Source organism: Hyphomicrobiaceae bacterium, from assembly GCA_041397645.1.
GTDB lineage: Bacteria > Pseudomonadota > Alphaproteobacteria > Rhizobiales > Hyphomicrobiaceae > Hyphomicrobium_B.
Genome location: JAWKWE010000006.1, coordinates 26220 through 43774 on the forward strand (window position 1 = coordinate 26220; position 17555 = coordinate 43774).

At 54.4% G+C, this 17555-nt stretch carries 13 protein-coding genes and 1 pseudogene; 5 read left to right on the top strand and 9 right to left on the bottom strand.

Annotated elements, in window-relative coordinates; genetic code table 11:
- Positions 1–6: 6 nt before the first annotated feature.
- Positions 7–1152 carry a glycosyltransferase family 4 protein gene (locus tag R3D51_16165; protein ID MEZ5901018.1) on the top strand — a complete coding sequence of 382 codons (1146 nt, stop codon included), beginning with the start codon at positions 7–9 and terminating at the stop codon, positions 1150–1152.
- A 9-nt stretch (positions 1153–1161) separates the two neighbouring features.
- On the opposite strand, the gene R3D51_16170 is transcribed toward R3D51_16165, so the two are convergent.
- Entirely contained in the window at positions 1162–1497 is a 336-nt protein-coding gene (locus R3D51_16170) for a transposase (protein MEZ5901019.1), read from the bottom strand.
- A 692-nt stretch (positions 1498–2189) separates the two neighbouring features.
- Here R3D51_16170 and R3D51_16175 point away from each other — a divergent pair.
- Together R3D51_16175 and R3D51_16180 are read left to right on the top strand one after the other, a co-directional pair.
- Complete coding sequence (locus R3D51_16175; GenBank protein MEZ5901020.1) at positions 2190–2870, top strand: response regulator transcription factor; 681 nt, start codon at positions 2190–2192, stop codon at positions 2868–2870.
- Between the two features lie 408 nt (positions 2871–3278).
- Positions 3279–3923, top strand: a complete 645-nt coding sequence (locus R3D51_16180) for a sugar transferase (GenBank protein ID MEZ5901021.1) — start codon at positions 3279–3281, stop codon at positions 3921–3923.
- Here R3D51_16180 and R3D51_16185 read toward each other — a convergent pair.
- The 3 genes from R3D51_16185 to R3D51_16195 form a co-directional block, all read right to left on the bottom strand.
- On the bottom strand, positions 3879–4217 hold the full coding sequence (locus R3D51_16185) for a hypothetical protein (protein MEZ5901022.1): 339 nt from the start codon (positions 4215–4217) through the stop codon (positions 3879–3881). The genes R3D51_16180 and R3D51_16185 overlap by 45 nt on opposite strands.
- A 146-nt stretch (positions 4218–4363) precedes the next feature.
- Positions 4364–7093, bottom strand: coding sequence for a PQQ-dependent sugar dehydrogenase (locus tag R3D51_16190; protein MEZ5901023.1), 2730 nt, complete (start codon positions 7091–7093; stop codon positions 4364–4366).
- Positions 7094–7568: 475 nt separating this feature from the next.
- A complete protein-coding gene (locus R3D51_16195) occupies positions 7569–8231 on the bottom strand; it encodes a PIG-L deacetylase family protein (GenBank protein MEZ5901024.1) in 663 nt (220 codons plus the stop codon).
- A gap of 456 nt (positions 8232–8687) precedes the next feature.
- Between R3D51_16195 and R3D51_16200 the strand changes: the two genes are divergently transcribed.
- Both R3D51_16200 and R3D51_16205 read left to right on the top strand, forming a co-directional pair.
- Positions 8688–9698, top strand: coding sequence for a glycosyltransferase (locus R3D51_16200; protein ID MEZ5901025.1), 1011 nt, complete (start codon positions 8688–8690; stop codon positions 9696–9698).
- A gap of 316 nt (positions 9699–10014) precedes the next feature.
- Complete coding sequence (locus R3D51_16205; protein ID MEZ5901026.1) at positions 10015–10830, top strand: sugar phosphate nucleotidyltransferase; 816 nt, start codon at positions 10015–10017, stop codon at positions 10828–10830.
- A 213-nt stretch (positions 10831–11043) separates the two neighbouring features.
- Here R3D51_16205 and R3D51_16210 read toward each other — a convergent pair whose 3' ends face one another.
- The 5 genes and pseudogenes from R3D51_16210 to R3D51_16230 all read right to left on the bottom strand — a co-directional run bounded on the left by R3D51_16210 (position 11044) and on the right by R3D51_16230 (position 17555).
- A complete protein-coding gene (locus R3D51_16210) occupies positions 11044–12153 on the bottom strand; it encodes a Wzz/FepE/Etk N-terminal domain-containing protein (GenBank protein ID MEZ5901027.1) in 1110 nt (369 codons plus the stop codon).
- Positions 12154–12336: 183 nt separating this feature from the next.
- The gene (locus R3D51_16215) at positions 12337–13032 is read right to left on the bottom strand and encodes a response regulator transcription factor (GenBank protein MEZ5901028.1); all 696 of its coding nucleotides are present in this window, start codon (positions 13030–13032) and stop codon (positions 12337–12339) included.
- A 338-nt stretch (positions 13033–13370) separates the two neighbouring features.
- Positions 13371–14726 (bottom strand): DUF4910 domain-containing protein, encoded by a 1356-nt coding sequence (locus R3D51_16220; protein MEZ5901029.1) that lies wholly within the window; start codon positions 14724–14726, stop codon positions 13371–13373.
- Positions 14727–14759: 33 nt separating this feature from the next.
- Positions 14760–15989 (bottom strand): annotated as a pseudogene (locus R3D51_16225) (class I SAM-dependent methyltransferase).
- Positions 15990–16352: 363 nt separating this feature from the next.
- Entirely contained in the window at positions 16353–17555 is a 1203-nt protein-coding gene (locus tag R3D51_16230; GenBank protein MEZ5901030.1) for a right-handed parallel beta-helix repeat-containing protein, read from the bottom strand.

The following is a 17555-nucleotide window of genomic DNA, read 5'->3' on the forward strand; positions in this document are numbered from 1 at the left end:
GCGTTGATGAAGATCCTGTATGTGATTACACGCGCCGAGCTGGGTGGCGGCCAAACGCACTTGGTTGAACTAATGCGCGGCTTTCGGGATCGCGCAGACATCGAGCTGGCCTGCGGCGATACTGGCTATCTTACCGACGAAGCTGCCAAGCTTGGTATTAAATGCCACGTCCTAACCGGCCTCGTCCAACCCATGCAGCCACGAGATGATCTGCGTGCGCTGTGGAACTGTTATCGCCTTATCAGGAAAATCCGGCCTGACATCGTTCATGCGCATACCTCGAAAGCCGGTTTCATTGCCCGCCTCGCTGCAACTGCGGCACGCGTGCCGTCCGTCTTCACGGCGCATACGTGGTGCTTCACGGAAGGTACGTCACGGAAATGGAAGCTTATCGGGGTTCCGCTCGAGAGACTGGCCGGGCGGATATCCAGTAAAATTCTGACCGTCTCCGGATCCAATCGCACTCTCGCCCTCAGAAACCGAATTTGTTCTCCTGACAAGCTGGTCACTATTTACAATGGTATAGGAGATACCCCGTCACGCGCCGAGCACGGCCGAAACACAGTTCCGCGGATCGTAATGGTGGCCCGCTTCAGCGAGCAAAAGGACCAAGCTACGCTGGTTGACGCCGTACGCGGATTGGATATGCCTTTTCAACTCATGTTCGTCGGCGACGGTCCGCTGCGACAATCAATTGAAGATCAAGTGCATCGCTCTGAACTGGACGCCAAGGTCAGTTTTGCCGGACAGCGGTTGGATATTGCTGAAATTCTCGCATCCTCCGATATCTTTGTCTTGGCTTCCCATTGGGAAGGCTTTCCGATTAGCATTCTCGAAGCCATGAGGGCTGGACTGCCCGTTGTGGCCAGCAAAGTGGACGGCGTGGGCGAAGCGGTCGTTGACGGCGTTACAGGTTATCTCACTCCCGAAGGCGACAGCGATGCGTTAAGAGACGCTCTTGCGCGCTTGGTGCTCGATCCAAGTTTACGCAAGCGCATGGGATCCGCAGGGCACCAGCACTTCATGGAGGAATTTACCGCCTCCGCGATGTTGCAGAAGACCGGGGCCGTCTATGAAGAAGTGAGCCGGCCGCATAAATTGCGCCCCAAAGTTAGGGATGAACGTCTGCTGGCCCGCAGAACGGCCAGCTAGATTGGTCGGTCACTGCTTCTCTTTCAAAATCGCCACTTCTAGCAGCGCTGTAATGAGCATATTGCGCAACCTCGCATTCTCTTCCTCTAATGATTTAATTCGTGCCGATAGCGCAGCATCTACTTTAGCAGCCTCTCTAGGCGACTGTACCTGAGACGCCTCTACCGTCCGCGGCGGAGACTGACGCTTGGGCGCTTTTTCTTGAGCAGAGGCCTTGGCTTTCCATTTGTAGAATGTCGCGCTGGAGATCCCATACTTCCGACAAATCTCCCCAACTGTCGCACCTGAAGCGTGCTCACTCACAATTGCATTGATTTGCTCATCCGAAAATTTGCTCTTGCGCATCTTGTTGATACCTGACCGGAGGACGGCCCAAGAGACAACCACCCGTGGGGAGCCAAATGCTGTTGAATCGCAGTGAGTATCGTATCGAGATGCTCGACCGGAAACATGTAAGATCAACGTAATAAATACGGCTAGAACGCGGAGCCCCCCAACCTCCAACGGCTATCGATGTAGACCTCCGCCGCACCTAAAGAAGGAGACGCACCCGCGACGAGCCCAGAAGGCTCGGCGATTGCGCGAATTTCTTGGCGAATCTTCAAGAATGTCCAACTGCCGAACAGGTCCAATTTCTATTTATGGGTGTAGATATATAGAGAGACACTTTGTTCTTCTCTGCAGGCAAGGTACCGCCACCAAACCAAAAGTTTTGAAAGCGTCTCAGGTGCGCGCACCGATATTTTTGATCTGCGCATTCCGCGGCATTGCTTGAAAATCAGACACATGGCGTTCGCCGCGCTGAATTTTCCATCGTACCATCTCCAAATTGAGTATACCCACCGGGCTCGAAAAATAAAAAAATGAGGACTAGTTTAAGAATATCCAGTTCGGCTCCGGCGGTTGCATCCTCCAAATTCTGCAAACCCCGGCGCTGTAGAGTAAGGGGTCTAGTCATGTGTACCTCACTTGGATGTTCGCATTCGCATTTTGAGCAAAGTTCCTCCAGTCATTCTGATCCAGCAAATTTCGAGCGTATGGCAGCAAGGGATTTCCCTAAAGAGGCTTCCGTTTCCCCGCAGAACCACGCTACCGTCATCATTCATCGAAGTCAGCTATACGCCGAATGCCTTATGCACGCAGTCGCTGAACCGAATGGCGATACGATACTCACGTTTCCAAAAGTAGAAACTTGGTTCGACATTCCGAATTGGCAGGCAGCGGCTCTCGTCGTTCTATGCGTCTCGGGTCTAAGCCGCGACGAGGAAGCTCAACAGATCAACGCGCTGCTGTCGTGCACCGAAGGTCTGGCACCTGTGGTGATCATGGGCGATAGTGAGAGTCCCGATTACGTGGTCAGTCTGCTCGCACGTGGTTGCCAGGGATATATACCTACGAGCTTGTCTCTAAACATGACTGTCAAAGCCCTGAGTTTCGTTCGCTCAGGCGGCGTTTTCATACCGGCTGAGATTCTTCTTGCTTCTCAACTCTCCCATAAGCCCAACGCCACCGACAAGCAGTCCGATCTGGGCATGTTCACCGCTAAACAGTCTGCCGTGATCGAGGCCATTAGGCTCGGCAAGGCGAATAAGACCATCGCGTACGAACTCAACATGTGTGAAAGCACCGTCAAAGTGCATGTTCGCAACATAATGAAGAAACTTGACGCAAAGAACCGCACGCAAGTCGCGTTCATCGCCAACCAAATGGCACGCTAGAATTTCGCCATCAGACCACAACGCTTACGCGGCACGGCATTCTGCCGCGGTGTAGGGCGCCAACATTCGGCCTACGCCCGCGCGCTATATCGAACGGTTTGGATGGCAGCGCGACGGTCATAAGGAGAGCAGCGTACAGTGACGAGCAGCACTGCAATACGTACTGATCCACCAAAGTATTAACTTTGCACCCCAAGGCATCAGCGGTCTACGCCGTTCGCTCCCATTGCGAAATTTTCCGTTTCGTCCGAACGTTTTGCTATTCGATCAGCGGATCCAAAAGGGAACTTGGACGCGAAACGCCAAGCTCAGAACATCTTCATGGGTCTTTGCACGCAATATTTCAGCGCTGTAGTGAACAGGGAATTGCCGCTACGGGAGAAGCCGTCGCCAGCGCGCGAAGGGCCTATGACGATTGATACTTTCCATGCGTCACCGACACTCGGCGGCTACCAGAAGCGAATACTCGATATCGTAGTGGCGGGCACAGCCTTGATACTCCTTGCTCCCATCATGCTGATCGTTTCAGCGCTCATAAAGCTCACCATCGGTGGCCCCGTAATTTTCGCACACCAGCGCGTCGGAGCGAATGGCGTAGCGTTTCCGTGCCTGAAATTTCGCTCAATGGTCGTCGATGGAGACGCCATACTTCAGCAGCATCTGGAATGCGACCCCGCAGCCGCGCGCGAGTGGCGCGAGACGCGCAAGCTGAAGAACGATCCGCGTGTAACACCGCTTGGCAAGCTGCTTCGTAAATCGAGCATTGATGAACTTCCACAATTGTTCAATGTCTTGCGAGGCGACATGAGCTGCGTTGGTCCGCGCCCAATTGTTGCGGCTGAATTGGAGCGCTACGGCACGCATGTGTCTGATTATCTGTGCGTGCGGCCTGGCTTAACGGGAATCTGGCAGGTTAGCGGGCGCAGCCGCCTCAGCTATCGTCACCGTGTAGCGCTCGATAGCCTCTATGTCCGCCGTTGGTCGATGGGGTTGGACATAGCCCTTCTACTAAGAACTGTCCCTGCGGTTCTGGCGTTTGAAGAAGCGGCGTAGAAGTGTAGAGCCGTATACGCCAGCCAAGTAACCAACTTGCAGGATCGCCACAAGGCAGATGATCGTGCCAGCGATTTCGATAAGGCCACGCCCAGAGATTAGGCCTTCACAAAGGCTGGCAAGCGTCACGGCAGCCGACAAAGCGAGAGCGGCTGGCACTCGGAATTTCATCCCGGCCAGAATACCCACCGCGGCTACGGCAAGAATCACCACCCTCATGTTAATTTCAATCAGCTTGGCGAAAGTCCCACAGTCGCGCCGTTGGCCGGTCGCGAGGCCAACAACACGACGCATCCCCTAGGGCTCACTGCTCGACACAGCAACGCCCCTTAGAATCGCCAGACCTTAGTATCACGTATCGCTAAGCGATGCTGCTCAACCGCTAAGCGATTTAAATCGCTTTGGTTTTCTTCTGGGCGGCAACTGATGACGTTGCGGCTCTAGATCATCAGATCATAACAGTGATGGGATGCGCATACCGTTGAGACATCGGTCTCCGTCGTCAATGGCACAGAGTTCGGCAGCTCAGACGTCAAATCATGTTCGGAGCTCGACGACTGCGCAGACAGACTGTTCGAGTTTGCATCTACCGTGCCGACGTCGGCGTTAGGAACCGCACTCTGCGTCGGTGCTCTGGCGGTATCAAACGAGATGATGTCCGTGCTCGCTGATGCTGTGAAAGCCAACAGAGTTGGATCTGTCGTCGTCGCATCAGTTGTGGTCACTGTTGTGTCACTGGTAAGCGCCGGCGAAGCAAGCAAGCTAGCCGTCGCGAGCGTTGTCGTCGTCGTTGTCTGAGCGGTGCCGCCACTTGTCGTCAAATGCGTGCCGTTCTGAGCCGTCGCGTCGAGACTGAGCAGGCGCACCTGTTGCAGGTTGGTGAGCCCGCCCGTTGCGCCGGTGAACTCCATATATGCATATTGCGAACCACCCAGATACTGCGTCGCCAGATCCTGCGTTACGCTCGCTACCTGCACACCGTCGAACGAGTAGGTCAGGGTCGTGCCTGTCCACGTCACATGGACCTGATGCCAGGCTCCATCCTCGATGTTACCGAGATCCTTGATGGTTCCGACGATCGCCTCGCTGTCGGTATTGATCAGGCTGGTGTGATCGTTGGCAATGTCGTTCGGGTCACCCGCGCTCTGATAGGTATCGAACTGAATCCCAAGGCCGTTCTGAATGTTCAGTCCGCCCATCGCGCCGCCAAGACCGCCGAGCGCGGCTAGACCACGGGCATCATTGTGCAGCACGAACATCATGCCGTCCGCACCGTTCGCGTTCTTGGTGCCGACGTTGATCTCAAACGTCACATCGAACGCCTTCGTAAGATCGATCCGGTCCTGAAGAACCACTCCTCCAGCCTGGACCGCTGCGTCCGGCGTGACCGTGTACGTAAACGTCCCCGATTGCGCCACAGCGTTCCCGATCGTAGAAAACGTCGGCAACGTGCCACCGGTTGGCTTCGGCGCAATGAGAAATCGACCAATCGTGCCGGCAAAGAGATCGGCATAATACATATAGCCGTCGGTGCCTTGAGCAAAGTGGACAGGCCCCACACCGGTTGGTGACGTGAAGATATAATTGACGGCCGTGCTGTCGAAGGCATCAACCGTATAAATGTCGCCTTGCGATATGTCGGTGAAGAAGTAGTCGTTTTGGAAAACTGCAGGGTAGGCCGACCCAGTGTAGATCGAGTTCGCTCCGACGATCGCCTGAACCTGGTAACCGGGCGCGTTGTCGTCATGCGCAAAGGCTCTGTAAGCGGGCGTTATTACTATCTGGCCGTTGGCAACCGCCGAGTAGAAAGCTTGCGCCGATGCAAAATCGCTATAGAGAGGCGTCTTCTCCGATACCCCGTTGTCACCCCCTTCATAATAAGGCCAGCCGAAATTGTTGCCAGCGCCTCCTTTGTTGATTTCCTCATAAGTGAACCAGCCGGTCTCACTGATGAGAAGTTGGCCATCCGGCCCGAAGGTCGTGGCATAAGGATTGCGCAAGCCAAGCTGCCAAACCTTTGCGGCGTTGGTATCGAGGGATGCGCCGGGGACAACAAATGGGTTGTCCGGCAAGCCATCGCCAGTCAGCGGATCAATGCGCAGTATTTTGCCAGATAGACTATTGACATCTTGCACACTAACCGCGCGCGGATCCGCGTAATTGTAAGAAACGCCATCGCCCACGCCGACATAGAGCGCGCCATCTGGCCCAAAGACCAGTGAACCTCCAGCATGAGAGAGGGAGTCGACCTTCATATAATCCTGTTTGTAAGCACCTGTCACAGGATCAACGTCAGACGCTCTCAGATTGATGTTTGCCGGGTCCGTGCTGTCGAGTGCGCCGCCGCCACTTATGTCTGACAACGATATCCCGGCGCCGCCCAACAAAATCACCGCGCTCCCGGGAACAACGGTTGTGTAGCCGGTCGCCGCATCTGCCGTATAGCGAACCAGATAGGAAAATCTGTTGCCCTGGCCGTCCTGCCCCGCGGGACCGCCTGGCGGGCCGGCATCAGGCGGATCAACCACGTAGAATGCATAGATGTAGGGGTTCTGAAGGAAATCTGGATGCACGGCGATGTCGAGCAACCCGCGATCGCCTGCCTGGTTCACCTGTCCACTAATATCTATGAAGGTGGAAATGAAAGCGCCGGTGTCAGAGTTGAAAACTTTGATCCGTCCGCCTTTCTCTGCCACAAATTCAAGCGGTGTAGACAACGGCTTTACAAACTCAAACGCGATCGGCTGGTTCAATCCCGAAATGACCGTTTGCATGGTGACCTGATAGTTGGACACCAAAGGCGGAATCGCGGGATCTGGCTGCGGTGGATTTTCGTCGTCTATAATATCGATGCGAGCCGTTCTGGGAAATAAGAGAGTGCTGCTCGCATCTACTAATTCAAGCGAGAAATTGAACGTTTCTGTCGTTTCCGAGAGATTGTCGTTGACGATCGTGACGGGGACCGTGATCGTCGATTGACCCGGTTGAAAGATTGCAGTGCCGTCGTTTTCAATGAAGTCAAGGCCGCTCGTCGCCGTTGACTCGTTCGTACCGTAGGTGACCGTCGCTGAACCCGAAATATCTCCCGTGCGCGTTATCGGTACGTAGACGATACCGTCCGCCTCATTGACGCTGAGCGCGGTGCCCGCAAGATAGATATTTCCCGTCATGACACATTACTCCAACATATGAATGCAACTTACAGCGCACGCAGATTTGAGCCGGCGGTGACTTGCGTCGAGATCCGTGTTGTTTCGGCCGTAAAACTTACGACATGTCTGTCACGACTCACGTCTCTCACAATCCGGCGCTCGCTCAGCACGATGAGCCTAAAATCGGCGCCACCTTGCGGGATCCAACCGCGTGGCTTTGGGCAGATCCGTCCGTCCCACAACCCGTAGACGTTCGGCGAATCCCGCCCCGTCAACTTCTGCTTACGGCAGAACAGCAGAAGGCTCGACGCCTCAAACGGGTAAAGCGAACTGCCAAATAAGTATGAGGCTACTCTAAAGTTATTAGGGAGAGGCTGACCAAGAATCACGACGAAGGCAAAGTTCAAAGAACTGCCGATCGGTTGCTTACGGCGCGCGGGTTGAACGGTCGGCTAAGCGCTCAATTGAGAGGTGAAGGATGTAATCACGTTCCTCACCTTCCAAAACTCAACCTTATCTTTCTCCCGAAGAACGCTTCCGCGTAACCTTCGGAAGCATTGCACTCGATGCCACGAATTCTCGCGATGGCTTCGAATGTATCTCGCGTGAACCATTGACGCTTATGTTGGCTCGGAAAACACTCCATCAAGATGTCCGTCTTCCTGCGCATTTGCGCGCGCGTGAGCGGCACGTAAGTGTTGGGCACACTTATATCACCATCGTATTTCGTAATTTCGTACTCGAGGATCAGGTGGTCCCTGAACGTGTTCCAGGTCAGTTCGTTGGTAATGCGGTGATCCTGATGAAGGTCATGCCGACGGTGCGTAAATATAACGTCGGGCTGATGAGAAATTTTGATTTGTTCGATGTAATCTTTGATGACGTCGCCAATGTAAGGGAAGTAGCTTCCCTTGAATGTCCCAACAATGATTTCTGAAGAACGGGCGCCCTCTAGCAGCCTCGACGTAGCGTCGCGCGTTTCTTGTGCTCTAAGAGGATCTGAACTCAAGGTTACACAAACAATTCTTGTTTGCGGGCATTTCTCTACGAGAGTGAGAATTGTCCCACCACAACCGATTTCGATGTCGTCGCAGTGGGCTCCCAGGAAAAGTATGCACTTTGGCTGCGTTCCTTGAGCCAGAGAGAACTCGATCATTCCCAAATCCAGACTTGTTGCGACGTAGAGATTAGATTCGCGGCTCGCCGCGCAGCAACAGTAGGAGGACGGCCCGAGAACCGCAAGTTTTCGGCAAGCCTCCATGAGATCAATCAATCAATGGACTTAACGATGGACGGACGGCCGGGTGCTAGGCGACGCCGCACTGATGATTAATAACCGACAGCTGATTAATAACAGGGCAGCTCCTCACCTGGACGTCGTCGGGCCACCGACATCGGACGTTCCGAGGCTACCTCGTATTGCTTACAGCACGGCATTCTCGACAGGTCACGAAGAACCCCTTTTTTGCCCCTTGTCGGAGCGGCCGCGGCAAGGTCATCTACAGGAGGTGCTCGCGCGCTAGCAGGCCGGGCAGCGCATCAAAAGTCGTATTGAATATGCCTCCGCAAGATTTCGATCATTCTCAGACAGAACTCCCAAGGAAGTCGTGGTATGTCCAGCGTTGATGTGGTCATCACCAGCTATCAGTATGCGCGCTTTCTAGAAATGAGCGCCCTGAGTGTCCTCAAACAGGACTTCGCCAACATTCGGCTTCTCATAATTGACAACGCTTCGACGGATGGCAGCCAGGACATAGCTCGCACGATCGCCGCACGCGATAGCCGCGTGACGCTCTTTCTCAACGAACAAAACCGCGGTCATCTGGATTCTTATAATCGCGCGGTCGATTGGGCCACCGGCGACTATTTCATACTGCTCGACGCCGATGACCTACTGGCGCCAAACTCGCTGGAGCGGGCCGTTGCATTCCTCGACGAAAGCCCAAATGTCGCCTTCGCATACGGCTGTGAAGGCCGACTCCTGGGTGACCAGCTCGATTCCGGCCGTAGCGATCCTGGAACGACACATTGGCAGGTAACCAAAGGCGGAACGTTCATACGCCGTACGTGCTGGGATTCATTCTGTGATATCGGCGCTCCGGCTGTCATAAGGCGCACTTCGGCCCAGAAAAAAGCTGGTCATTTTCGCCACAACCTGCCGCGGACTTGCGATTTTGAGATGTATCTGCGGCTAGCGATGATCGGCGACGTGGCGTGCACCAACCGTGTTCAGGGCATCCGCCGCCTGCACAGCCAGCAGATGTCATCACCCTTCAATCAACGGCCGGTGCGAGATTTCGAGGAACATGAGCGAGCCTTCGCCTCCTTCTTCGCAAATGAAGGGAGCAAACTGCACGATGCTGCGCAATTGAAATCACTGGCACGCAATAAAATGGGGGAGTATGCCTTCTGGTATGGCGTATGGCAGACCATCCGGCTGCAGCCGGACGCTAGAGAGGCGTTTCAGTTTTCCGCGTCGCGCCGTTCAATTCATCGACACTTCCCGCCCATTACGTTTCTTTGGAAGCGCCGCTGGATTCGCAGCCTGCTGCGTGGGGCTCGGAGGCTCTTCGGCCGACGGAACAAGATCGCTACACTGAACTCGTCCTTCTCAATCCGATAATAGGTTCAGTCCAGCAAACCAGTGCAACGCTCAAATTTTTCGGTCTTGGCGGTGATCGCTCCCTGCACAAACGGTGTAGCGCCAAACACAAGCGTACCTCTTTTTTGCCTTCAGCCTTCCTTCCTGAGCCACCCAATTTCACCCAATATCGCTCTACTCTCAAATTTTGAGGAAGCTATTCTTTCTCATATTGAATCTCAGCGGTTTACCCGTTCTGCCCCGGTATACGGCGGCGGCGTTTGCTGGACTTGGCAGGCCTGCCGTTTGTTGGCGCAAAATCGATCGGCAGGGCTCGCGTTTAAGGTGGGGTAGCGTGATGAAAGTCGTTTTGTTCTGCGGCGGCCTTGGCACTCGTATTCGCGAGTATTCTGACAGCATTCCAAAGCCAATGATACCGCTCGGCTATCAGCCAATGCTGTGGCACGTCATGCAGTACTACAGCCAGTATGGTTTCAAGGATTTTGTTCTCTGTCTCGGTTACAAGGCCAACATCGTAAAAGATTTTTTCATCAATTATAAGCCGCAGATCTATTCCGATTGCATAGTGTCCGACTACGGCAGGAACGTGCAGTTGATGAAGAAGCCGACCGAAGATTGGAAAATCACGCTCATAGATACCGGGGTATGGCGGAACATCGGCGAAAGACTTTGGGCTGTTCGCGAGCAAGTCGAGAACGAAGACATCTTTCTCGCCAACTACAGCGATGGGCTAACGGACGTCGATCTGACGGAAATGATCGAGAAATTCAAGAGAAGTGATAAAGTTGCAAGCTTCCTTTCGATCCGCCCGCCACTCTCCTATCATTTTGCGGATATCGGCGCTGACGGCTTGGTTCGCGAGATGCGCCCTGCTGATCAATCCGATCTTTGGATCAACGGCGGCTACTTCATTTTCCGCAAGGAGATCTTCGATTACATGCGCGAAGGCGAGGAACTCGTAATGCAACCCTTCCGCCGGCTCGTGGAGAAAAATCTCCTTATGGCGCACAAATATGAAGGCTTCTGGCGGTCGATGGACACACTTCGAGACCGTCAAGTTCTAGAGGACATGATCGAACGCGGCGAAACACCTTGGCTGTTCGAAGATTCGGCCATGCGCCGCCGCCGGCCCTTGGTAGCCGCTGCGGAGTAGTTACGGCGAGGCCAATTCAAACCTTGACTTGGAGCGATCTGCAACGCCGCCTCGCTGAGGCCTTCGAGCGACGTAAATGCTTTAACCGTCCGACAAAAGTGGACGAGGCCGCGTCGTCATCTCAATCCAGATTGAGAGTCGCTCCTCGCACCCGGCAACGCTGTGCCGGGTGGTGCAATTCTCCCTCTTAGTCCTAAACCAACAATTGCACTCTCAAGTGCCGGCCGGAGCCGCCGCTTTGGCATTGACGTTGCGATCACGAAGGATGCCTATGCCTACACCAGCAAGGCCGCCGAGCAAAAGGGCAAGAGCCAGAATGAGACCGTTTGAACGGCTTTGCGTCAACGGCCGAACTGCCTTGGTTATGACGCGGGCGTTCGAGATCGGAAACGATTGTCGCTGCACGGCAGCCATATAAGACTGCAGATAATTCTCATAAATGCGCCGATATGTATGAGCGGTCGTTTCCAGATCCTCTAACGAAACTTGCGGTGCGGAGGGACTAGGCGCTTTCGCCTCCTCCGATTGATCCGAGCCCTCTACAGGTGTGCTGCCCGCAGGCGGCGCGGTAAGAGTTCCACCAATGCTGTAGTCTTGCCGCGCCCTTTTCTCTTGCATCTTACGCGCGGCATCGTTCATCTCCGCCCGAAGTTCGTCCAAGCGCTTCTCGAGCCACTCGCTGCCGACTTTGGCGGCGTTAGCGCGCGTCTCAATCTGGAAGCGGATGTATTCTTCTGCTACGGCGTTAGCAATACGCGTAGACTTGTCGGCGTCGCTAGAGGTGAAGAACACGTCGATGGCGTAAGAGACCCCGATCCGGCGCACGATCAGGCTCCTTTGAAAAGCCGCCAGCGCGGCTCGGCGGGCGCGCTCCTGTTCAACTTGCGGTGTCGACGGGGCCGACAAGAACCAGTTCTCAAGTCTGTCTGAGAGCGAAGGCCCATTGAATTCAGGATCGTCGGCGAGATTCACGCGATCGATGACCGCCGATGCCACCCGCTCTGATCGCAGAACGGCTATCTCAGTTTCAGCCTGCTGGCTGTCCATCGCCATAGGCGGTTCGATCGTTTGATCGCGTAGCACATTGGGTAGACCTGGATCGATCAGGATCTGGGTCTGTGCTGTGTAGGTCGGCGATGCAAAATAAAGATAGGCGCAGCCCAGCACCAAGGCAGCGACCATCGACTCGACGATCGTTTTCAGATGCCTGTGCAGAAATTGACTGATGGAGTCGGACCCGAAAGCGTTTGGAGCCGCCACAGCGCCGAACCTTTTTGTTTCAGTCACGATGTTGTTGGTGTGCAATGCTGCGGTATCAGCCATAGGAACCTCGCATTTCTTCCCAAATCGACCTCACGTACGAATACGGAAGTCTTGCTTTCGGACCGCTGTCTGTCGTTCAGCGTTGAAGTCGTTTCTCGGAAACGTTGTCTCGCAAATCGAAAGGGTTTGGCGCCAACAGTGTCCAGGAATGGACCGACTTGACGCATCTCGCGTGCAAGAGATCTAAGCTCTTGCAGCGGATAAAGTTCTGTCCTTGTAGATCTCGTTGGTCAAATACGCGACTTGCGTACGATTTGAAGCCTTGAGCTTGCGCATAATCTTACGCACGTGAACCTTCACAGTGCTCTCGCACATATTCAACTCATAGGCGATGACCTTATTGGCCTTGCCTTGACGCAGGGCCTCCACAATCGAAGCTTGTCGAGCGGTGAAAAGCGCGTTTGTCGGGCTTTTTGTGCTAGCAGGGTTGCTACCCTTAACTTGCGCTGAGTTGAGCAGGCTGCTTGCTGGAACGAAAACTCCGCCGGCAACGACAAAATTGATGGCGGCAATTGCCGCCTCCAGCGTCATGCTGGTGGGAATGTAGCCTTTTACGCCGCTCTTGATCGCGCCAACGATGAATTCGGCTTCTTCATCTCCCGCGACGACGATAGTCGGAGCGTGCGCCCCAAGCTCAGCCAATCTCGCGCACTTGTCGTAGGCATTCCGCGTATCCGAAATGCAGAGTAAGAAACTCGCTACTGTGCCGAGCTTGCAAAGCTCCACGCATTCTTCCACGCCCGAAGCACAAACGACGTTGTATTCGGTTTTCGCCTGAAGGTTTCTCGCAAGGCATTCCTGGAATAATGTACGCTCTTCAATGACAACAATCGTGTGCTCGTTTGAACCTTGATGACCTACCACGCAACTAGACGTCATCGCTGGACCTCTGTCTGTCGAAAGATTTCTAGATCTAATCCTTCCTTGAGGCTTCTCGCTTCCCACAAGCTCTCTATATTTTTATTTTTTATCAATTTGATTACATCGATTATTATCTACACGCACTGAGCTCTAAGAATCAAGTGGGATACAATGCACTAAGCTCAGGCAATTCGAGTAGATATTGAGCATGCAAGCTTTGCGGTAAGGCTTCCCGCATCTCTCGGAATGGCCCACTGTCTCGGATAGGAGTTCTACGAATAGGCACTCTCTTATCCAAGATACAGGTCGACGACGGCGGCCCTCAATAGAGCCCGATGTATACGTCTCGTCGGTTGCTACTTCAGCGTTTTACCGCTGAGAAGCCCGTGCTCTAGAAGCCTGTCAGCTGCTCCAGAAACCTCCGAAAACGGCAGGTTCGCACGGCGGGCTATATCCAGAAGCGAATGGTCTCCGTCCGACAGGTTCAACACCCAAAGCATCGCCATATTGGAGGCAGCCGACGCCTTGTTACCTTCCATCGGACCAAAAAGCCCCCGCTTTCCGAGCTGTGGCTCGCACTTCGGCAATCGATTACGAAGGGTGCAATTCTTCTCAGCAATTTCAATAGCGGAAACAATAACGTCCAGTGAGGTCTTCAAATGCTCAGGCGCTATGAGGTCCAAGTTGTCGGCGCTTGTGTGATACTCTCGAAAAGCGCCCCACTGGCTGCGCTGAAAAAGACCGAAAGGTAAGTCAAATCCCGGTGAGCAGTACTGGCGCTCGTCATACCCGTAGGGTGCAAAATCGACGATGCGCGCCGAAAAACCCGAATTTGACAGCACATGCTCCATCGCATGATCGATGACCGCGTCGCCCCTTCGGCTGCGCTTGTAGTTCGGTCCGCCGCCATCGCCGACGCAGGAAACGATCAAACCGTGCTCAATGTTAGGAGTGCGAGCTTCATTCCGGGCAAGCCAAGTCACCGCACCAATGGTGCCGGGCGCAAATACAAAACGGTAACTTAGCCGCGTATGATACCTGCTAATCCATTCCGCCAGCAGCGTCAGCAAGGCTAATCCTGAACAATTGTCGTTGGCTAGCGAAGGATGGCAGATGTGCGCGGACAGGACGAATTCTCGGTCCGTGGCACCACGATGTAAGAACTCTCCATAGGTCAACGAACCGTCTACCAAGCTTGAATCGATATAGACCTCATAATCTCCATCCTCCAGTGCTTCCAGTTGGCTATGCGCGAGACAAAAGCCCCAAGTCTCTTGATAGTAGGATGTACGATAAGGAATGAGATCTGGCTTGTCGGGCAGCGAATGCAAATGCGGAAGCAATTCTGCAAGCCCCATGGTTGCGTGCACGGGCGCGCTGTAGTTCACGACATGGAGGTTTGACGCCCCAAAGTCTACAATCCGGCGGCCCGTCCCATCCTTGATGTAGGCATCGCGGATGTGCCATTCGCGCGGTACGGTCCAATCGAAAACTTGCGTTCCCGTCGCCACCTCATGCACGTCGATATCGATATGATCGGCGATCAATCTTAGCGTCTCGCGGACACCTGGTCCCGTAATACTCCTGCAAATGGGATAAAGGCGGCTTGCCAAGTCGTAAAGATCTGTGCCGGTGACGCTTGACACACTGGGAAGCGCGCTGAGCGGCCTAGAGGTGGGCCGTCCGATCAGAAACTCGTCCCCAACACTCATTATCGACGCCTTCAAGGTTTCACGCCTGGCCCGCTACGTTCGCGGGTCGACAATCTCGACGGTCGGAATGGGGACGATGAATTTGCCGCCCCAGTCTTGAATATTGCGCATCTGAGCCATGATCTCCGCCTTCAGATTCCACGGCAGGATGAGAACATAATCCGGCTTTGTGACATCTATTACTTCGACAGGATTGACCGGAATGTGCATACCCGGTGTGTAGGTCCCGTGCTTGTAGGGGTTCTTATCAACGGTGTAGTCCAGAAAGTCGACGCCGATGCCGCAGTAGTTTAGCAATGTGTTACCCTTCCCAGGCGCGCCGTATCCTACGATGCTCTTTCCTTCGTTCTTGATCCCGATCAGCACAGCAAGGAGATTCCGCTTCGTCGCCTCAACCTTGGCTCTAAAGCCGGCAAGTGTCGCGATATCATCGAGGCCGGTTGCGCGCTCTCGTTCCATAATGGTGTCGACAATTGGGGTCCTGCAGCAAACCTGCGCTCCGGGGTGAGCTGCGAATATTCGTAACGAACCACCGTGCGTGGCGACTTCCTGAACGTCAAAGATCTCCAGGCCGTGACGGCGCATAACCCTATCGGCGGTCAGCAATGAAAAATACGAAAAGTGTTCGTGATAGATCGTATCGAACTGATTTTCGGCGACGAGACGTTCAAGATGCGGGAATTCCATCGTCAAGACGCCCTCAGGCGCCAGAAGGTCATGCAGACCATCCACAAAGTCATTGAGGTCCGGAACGTGCGCTAGAACGTTGTTGCCGATGATAAGATCTGCCTTGCGAATGTCGCGAGAAATCTTGTCAGCGAGGCGAGTTCCGAAGAACTCAACCACGACCGGAATACCCTTCGCTTTTGCGGCCTCTGCCACGTTGGCGGCCGGTTCGACGCCGAGAACCGGCACACCAAGCGGCAGGAAATGTTGCAGAAGATAGCCATCATTCGCCGCGATCTCCACCGCAAAGCTCTGAGGACCAAGCGACAGCCGTTTGGTGATCATTTCGCAATACGCCTTCGCGTGCGACACCCATGACGCCGAATACGATGAGAAGTACGCGTACTCTGTAAAAATGTGGTCGGGAGCGACGTAGTCGCGCAGCTGGATCAGTTTGCATTCGCCGCACACAAGCGTGTGTAACGGGTAGAAATATTCGACTTCATCCAGCTTTGATGCAGGGACGAAGCTCTGAACCAAAGGTGACATTCCGAGATCTACGAACGTTTCTCGTAATGGCGCTCCACAGTTGCGACAGCGCGCAGTTGCCGCGTCTGCCCCATTTTGTACTTCCTCCGACGCGTCGTGCGTGAAGTCCGTTCTGAGAATATTCACCTCGACCCACCCAACACTAGCTTCTCTACACTCTATTTAATCTCACGATCTTCGATCGGATTACGAGACACTTCCAATTATAAGAGCAGCGCAACGAGATTCCTGATCTTACTTCCCGAAATCATAAGAATCTAACGGGGCGGTGCCGAGAGACGCAGCCGACGATTTCGCATCTCCAAAAGGCGTATTGTCATCCTGTTGGGGTACTCCACGCCTGTCGAAGCCTATCCAACTGAAGTCCAGACCCAAGTTCCCAGTTCAACGGCACAAGGACCACCCCTTTACTCAAGGGCAGTTGATCGTCTCGCCGTCCAACAAATTGTCCTGGCACGCGGTCAGAGCTGGCGTGCAATGGCTGGCCACGTTGACGCCCTTGCCGCCTATTTCCGACATGACGTTTGATGTCACCCGGACATTGCAAACATTCCCAAGCAGTCGAACGCCATCAAAGGCTGCGCCATCTACGCGGTTAGCGTTGATCGTAACATTTGCCACCGCGGCGGCGGGCTGGTCGTCGTCAGAATTGATTTCAATAGCGCCATGCCCGGTTCGCGTTGCCCCCCCCAACGGAGCGATTTTTTGTTGGTCGTCGATAACGACATTATGCTCGATAATGACGCTGCTCGCGCCAGGCGTATTATAAGAGGCTTCGCGCGCAACGATGATACCCGCAGCCATCGCAATTAGGCTGACACGGTTGCGACGGATCGTGACATCGGTCGAACCGATCACCGAAATGCCGCGCCCCCAGCGGATATGTTCGACAGTGTTGTTCTCTATCGTGATTGACGACGCCTGCTTATCGGAACGGTAGGAGACGACGGAAATGCCGTCGTCTCCGGAATTGTAGATGCGGTTCCACGAGACGCGGCCGTTTGTTGCGCCGTCGGTGGAATGAATGCCATCGGATTTCGTATCGACCACGTCATTGCAGGTGATGACATAATCGCGACCGCCACTGATCCAGATCCCTGCGCTCTTCGTGTTGCTGACACGAGTTCGCGCAATGCGAACGCCCTCGCCCTTCACCACGATGCCGCTTTGCAGATTAGATTGCCCTCGCGCTTCCGGACGAACTGCGCTGATCGTCAAGTTCCGCAGACCACTTCCCTTGCCTCCGATGATCACTGCCGATCGATCCGGATTAGTTGCAAAGAGCTCTGCGTCTCGTCCTTCCAGCGTGATGTTGTCGCTGGCGATCGCAATCACATCGTTATGGACGTAACGCCCGGGCGGAAAAAGCACAGTTCCGCCGCCCTTGAGCGATCGTATCGCTGCATTGATTGCTGAAGTATCGTCGTCTACACCATTGCCGCGGGCCCCAAAATTGCGCACGTCGGCGACAGCAAGATTGTCGACAATATCCGGAAGCGCGCACGATGATTTGCGCGAATTTTCGAATTGCGGACTAACCGGAACTGCCGCCACTACCGAAGAGCCCGCCGAAACCGCGCCGATTACGATTAAGAAGCTGATTAGCGCTTTCAT

Coding starts and splice junctions, on each gene's coding strand:
- R3D51_16165 (MEZ5901018.1), top strand. CDS start 7: ATGAAGATCCTGTATGTGATTACACGCGCCGAGCTGGGTGGCGGCCAA.
- R3D51_16170 (MEZ5901019.1), bottom strand. CDS start 1,497: ATGCGCAAGAGCAAATTTTCGGATGAGCAAATCAATGCAATTGTGAGT.
- R3D51_16175 (MEZ5901020.1), top strand. CDS start 2,190: ATGGCAGCAAGGGATTTCCCTAAAGAGGCTTCCGTTTCCCCGCAGAAC.
- R3D51_16180 (MEZ5901021.1), top strand. CDS start 3,279: ATGACGATTGATACTTTCCATGCGTCACCGACACTCGGCGGCTACCAG.
- R3D51_16185 (MEZ5901022.1), bottom strand. CDS start 4,217: ATGCGTCGTGTTGTTGGCCTCGCGACCGGCCAACGGCGCGACTGTGGG.
- R3D51_16190 (MEZ5901023.1), bottom strand. CDS start 7,093: ATGACGGGAAATATCTATCTTGCGGGCACCGCGCTCAGCGTCAATGAG.
- R3D51_16195 (MEZ5901024.1), bottom strand. CDS start 8,231: ATGATCGAGTTCTCTCTGGCTCAAGGAACGCAGCCAAAGTGCATACTT.
- R3D51_16200 (MEZ5901025.1), top strand. CDS start 8,688: ATGTCCAGCGTTGATGTGGTCATCACCAGCTATCAGTATGCGCGCTTT.
- R3D51_16205 (MEZ5901026.1), top strand. CDS start 10,015: ATGAAAGTCGTTTTGTTCTGCGGCGGCCTTGGCACTCGTATTCGCGAG.
- R3D51_16210 (MEZ5901027.1), bottom strand. CDS start 12,153: ATGGCTGATACCGCAGCATTGCACACCAACAACATCGTGACTGAAACA.
- R3D51_16215 (MEZ5901028.1), bottom strand. CDS start 13,032: ATGACGTCTAGTTGCGTGGTAGGTCATCAAGGTTCAAACGAGCACACG.
- R3D51_16220 (MEZ5901029.1), bottom strand. CDS start 14,726: ATGAGTGTTGGGGACGAGTTTCTGATCGGACGGCCCACCTCTAGGCCG.
- R3D51_16230 (MEZ5901030.1), bottom strand. CDS start 17,555: ATGAAAGCGCTAATCAGCTTCTTAATCGTAATCGGCGCGGTTTCGGCG.